The organism is Solemya elarraichensis gill symbiont (assembly GCF_002021095.1).
GTDB lineage: Bacteria > Pseudomonadota > Gammaproteobacteria > Chromatiales > Chromatiaceae.
Map to the genome: position 1 here is coordinate 1 of NZ_MPRK01000175.1, position 3,728 is coordinate 3,728.

Genomic DNA, 3,728 nt, shown 5'->3' on the forward strand with positions numbered 1-3,728 from the left:
GATGTCCCGTTTTACATCACGAGATCAAAGACACGCTTGCTGCAGGACGGCTCTTGATAAAACCGATAATGCCCGCCTTTCCGCCAAGCCTTTTGTAGACGTTGCCAAGTTCAGGTGCAAAGTAGGCACCCTCTCCAAGCAGCGTATGGCAACCGATGCAGTTGTTCTCTTCCCACAGGCGTTTGCCGTGTGCGACTGTTTCCGTGATTGCTCCGCGATTATCCCGCTCCGGCAATGACGAATTGGTATCGAACGACAATCCCAGGAACACCAGGATAAAAAACAGGCTTCCGCCGTAAAAAATATTACGGGCCATCGCCTTTGTGAAACTCTGTGACATAGATACCCCCTTCAGATATCAGAAATACTGCCGATAAGTGTAAGCGTTTCAGAAAAAACAGACTTGATATGAGTCAAGTTAATCAATGACATGGCCCTGATGGCATCAGCCGGGACGGCCGTCGACCCGCGCGCGCACCAGTTGTGGCAAATAGATAATGGAAAAGCCCGCAAATGAACTCATCCACAGAATTTGCGACAGGCCAATCCACAGAATGTATTCCTGAACCACGATTAGCGGCATGGCGACACGAAACAGAAAACCCAGCAGCAACAGCATGAACACTATCACCACCCCTTTGGGCGGTGTAAAAATATCCCTGCCGGTATGACCGAGCGTCACGCGCGACATCATGCCGAGTGTCATCACGCCAACACCACCGACGGCAAAGGCATGCAGGGCAAGCGAAGGCGATACCAACGACCATGCAGAGAGTGCCTTGAGCAGAAAAGCGATAACCAGGGTTATGTAGGCAGAATAGAGAGACCACAACAACGGTGCCTTCCAGATAGCCGGTGTATGCCAGTCACGCAGGCGTACCAGATGCAGAACAAACAGCAGCAGCGAAAGCCCGGCAAGCAGCTCCCTGGAACTCACAAACAGATCAACAAGCACCCACAGGGCAAACAGGACAATACTGCTGATATCGAGCCATTTCCTGTTGCGTGGCTTGAAGCCATCCCCGGCACCCCGCTCAATAAAAAAGGGCAACACCCTGCGCATCATCATGAAGAGCAGCGCAAGGATCATGTAGATACCGAGATAGAGACCGATATGAGTGCCCTGCTCCATGTAACCCAATGCACCTGTATAGAAAACCAGGTTGGCGGCAAACATCAGCACAAGCTTCACCAGGATACCCACCTGCTTCCACATTTTCACACGCAGCACCGGCAGGCTGACACCAATAACCAGCCCTATTCCAAAAAGCAGGTCAGCGGCGGCTGCAAGCAGCAAGGCGTTCTCAACTGGTAGCAGCAACGCAACTCTTGCGAGCAGCCACAACGAGACAAGCAGTGCCAGTCTCCATCCCTTCCAGGTCGGAACCCCTGTCCAGTTGCTCACAGCTGTGAGCAGAAAGCCTGCCACCACAGCCATTGCATAACCAAAGATCATCTCGTGTGCATGCCAGTCCATCGGCACCAGTGTTGCAGTCGGAATCTGTACAGCAAAAAGAAAGAGCATCATCCACAGCAACATGGCAATAACACCATACAGGCCTGCCAAACTGAAAAACGGCCTGAAACCGAGTTCAAAAAGAGCAAACTGCGGCACCGGATTTCTCTCATCAATTTGTAACATATTGTTTTCCATTACCGTGAAAACGGCATGTTGGGTTTTTTACCGCAACCGTGCAGAGCGGTTCAGCAGGACTTTATATACGAGAACACACATTGGCACGGTTGTGCTTGATATTGATCAAGAGAGTTTGTGCGCTTATTCAGGGGCGCATGGATAGTGAAAGGTCGCTTGCAACTGATCTTGCTGAATAGCACAGGCATCTGCCGTTTTTTTCAGGTTGCCACGGTCGAGAATATCAATTTTGCTGCCCTTGACCTGGATGATTTCATTCTGAACCAGTTGCTTCATGATGCGTGACAGGGTTTCAGGCTTGACCGACAGGCGCGAGGCCAGCACCTGCTTCGGTACGGGCAATTCAAAAGTGTCACTCTCCTGCGGAGCCGATTGCAGCAGGTAGGCGGCAACACGACTGATGGCACTGTACTGGCTAAGTTCGTCGATCTCGCGCAACAGGCCGCGCAATCGCTGGCTCATATCACCCAGCAACAGAAAACAGGTATCCACCGACTCCTTCAGCATGGCGGCAAAATTTGCCGAATTGACACTGATGACCTCGGCGGGAGTCAGTGCCTGGGCACCCACAGGAAACAGGGGACGGTCGAGAAACATCATCGCCTCGGCGAATGTACTGCCTGGCGTGATCACCTCGATGATTTTCTCACTGCCTGTGGGCGTTGCCCGGAACAGCTTGATCTGGCCACTGACAACATAGTAGAAACGATCGGCAGCATCGCCCTGGTCAAACAGAAATTCTCCCGTATCCAGGTTTTTTCTGACTGCGTGGCGACTCACTTTTGCGAGTTGCTCATCATCCAGCTGGGCAAAGAGATGCCCATTCCTTAGCTCAGCTTCAATCATCATGTATCAATCCATGCCCCATTTAAAGAAAGCATTATAGTAGCAAAGCTGATATGCAGGGCCGCCGTATCCGGCAATTTCCATGAAAAACAACCATTTTTCTTCCTTTTAAACACCACAAGAAGGATACGGGCGCCCGTTTTTTTGTATAATGCACCGCGACAAAGCCGATATTACCACCGGGCAAAAATTACATGACAAGTTACGCTACAGATGATCTGCGCATCGCCAAAATCAAAGAAGTCGCTGCACCGGAAAAAGTGCACGAAGCATTCCCTATCAGTGAAGATGCCTCAAAAACCGTTTTCGAGACGCGCCAGGCGATTCATAACATCCTTGCCGGCAAAGACGATCGCATGGTCGTTATCGTTGGCCCTTGCTCGGTTCATGACACCAAGGCAGCCCTCGAGTACGCTGGAAAACTCTCCTCTGTGAAAGAGGAACTCCAGGATGACCTGCTGATCATCATGCGCGTCTACTTTGAGAAGCCGCGTACGACAGTCGGCTGGAAAGGTCTGATCAATGATCCTTTTCTTGATGACTCCTTCCATATCAACAAGGGTTTGCATGTAGCACGCGAACTGCTGCTCAACCTGAACAATATGGGCATGCCGACTGCGACCGAATTTCTTGACCTGATCAGCCCGCAGTACATTGCCGACCTAGTCGCATGGGGTGCAATCGGTGCAAGAACTACTGAAAGCCAGGGACATCGTGAACTCGCTTCAGGACTCTCCTGCCCTGTCGGTTTCAAAAACGGTACAGATGGCCGTTTGCAGATCGCCATCGATGCGATCCGTTCTGCAAGCAATCCGCACAGCTTCATGTCACTCACAAAAGAGGGACATTCAGCGATCTTCTCGACCAGCGGCAACGAAGATTGCCACGTCATCCTGCGCGGCGGTTCACGCCCCAACTATGATGCCGAGAGTATCGAGGAAGCAGCACAGGATCTCGAGAAAGCGGGCCTCAAGCCTAACCTGATGGTTGATTTCAGCCACGCCAACAGCAAGAAACAGCATGAGCGCCAGGTTGATGTCGGCAACGATGTGGCCGGACAGGTTGCACGCGGAGACAAGCGCATTATCGGCGCAATGATCGAAAGTCACCTCGTTGGCGGCAGACAGGACAAAAAGCCGGATGTTGAACTGGTCTATGGCCAGAGCATCACTGACGCCTGCCTCGCATGGGACGATACCAAGCCGCTGCTATATACACTTGCCGAGGC

3 protein-coding genes and 1 pseudogene are annotated in these 3,728 nt (G+C 51.8%); 1 reads left to right on the forward strand and 3 read right to left on the reverse strand.

Going from position 1 to position 3,728, the window contains the following annotated elements; genetic code table 11:
* Positions 1-40: 40 nt before the first annotated feature.
* The 3 genes and pseudogenes from BOW51_RS08380 to BOW51_RS08390 all read right to left on the reverse strand — a co-directional run.
* A pseudogene (locus BOW51_RS08380) lies at positions 41-340 on the reverse strand (c-type cytochrome); the annotation flags it as partial.
* A gap of 105 nt (positions 341-445) precedes the next feature.
* The gene (locus BOW51_RS08385) at positions 446-1,642 is read right to left on the reverse strand and encodes an NnrS family protein (RefSeq protein ID WP_167367287.1); all 1,197 of its coding nucleotides are present in this window, start codon (positions 1,640-1,642) and stop codon (positions 446-448) included.
* A gap of 135 nt (positions 1,643-1,777) precedes the next feature.
* The gene (locus BOW51_RS08390; protein WP_245828634.1) at positions 1,778-2,503 is read right to left on the reverse strand and encodes a Crp/Fnr family transcriptional regulator; all 726 of its coding nucleotides are present in this window, start codon (positions 2,501-2,503) and stop codon (positions 1,778-1,780) included.
* 191 nt (positions 2,504-2,694) lie between these two features.
* On the opposite strand from BOW51_RS08390, the gene aroG reads away from it, so the two are divergent.
* Positions 2,695-3,728 (forward strand): 3-deoxy-7-phosphoheptulonate synthase AroG (gene aroG, locus BOW51_RS08395; protein ID WP_078477312.1); only part of this gene is annotated, 1,034 nt, incomplete at its 3' end.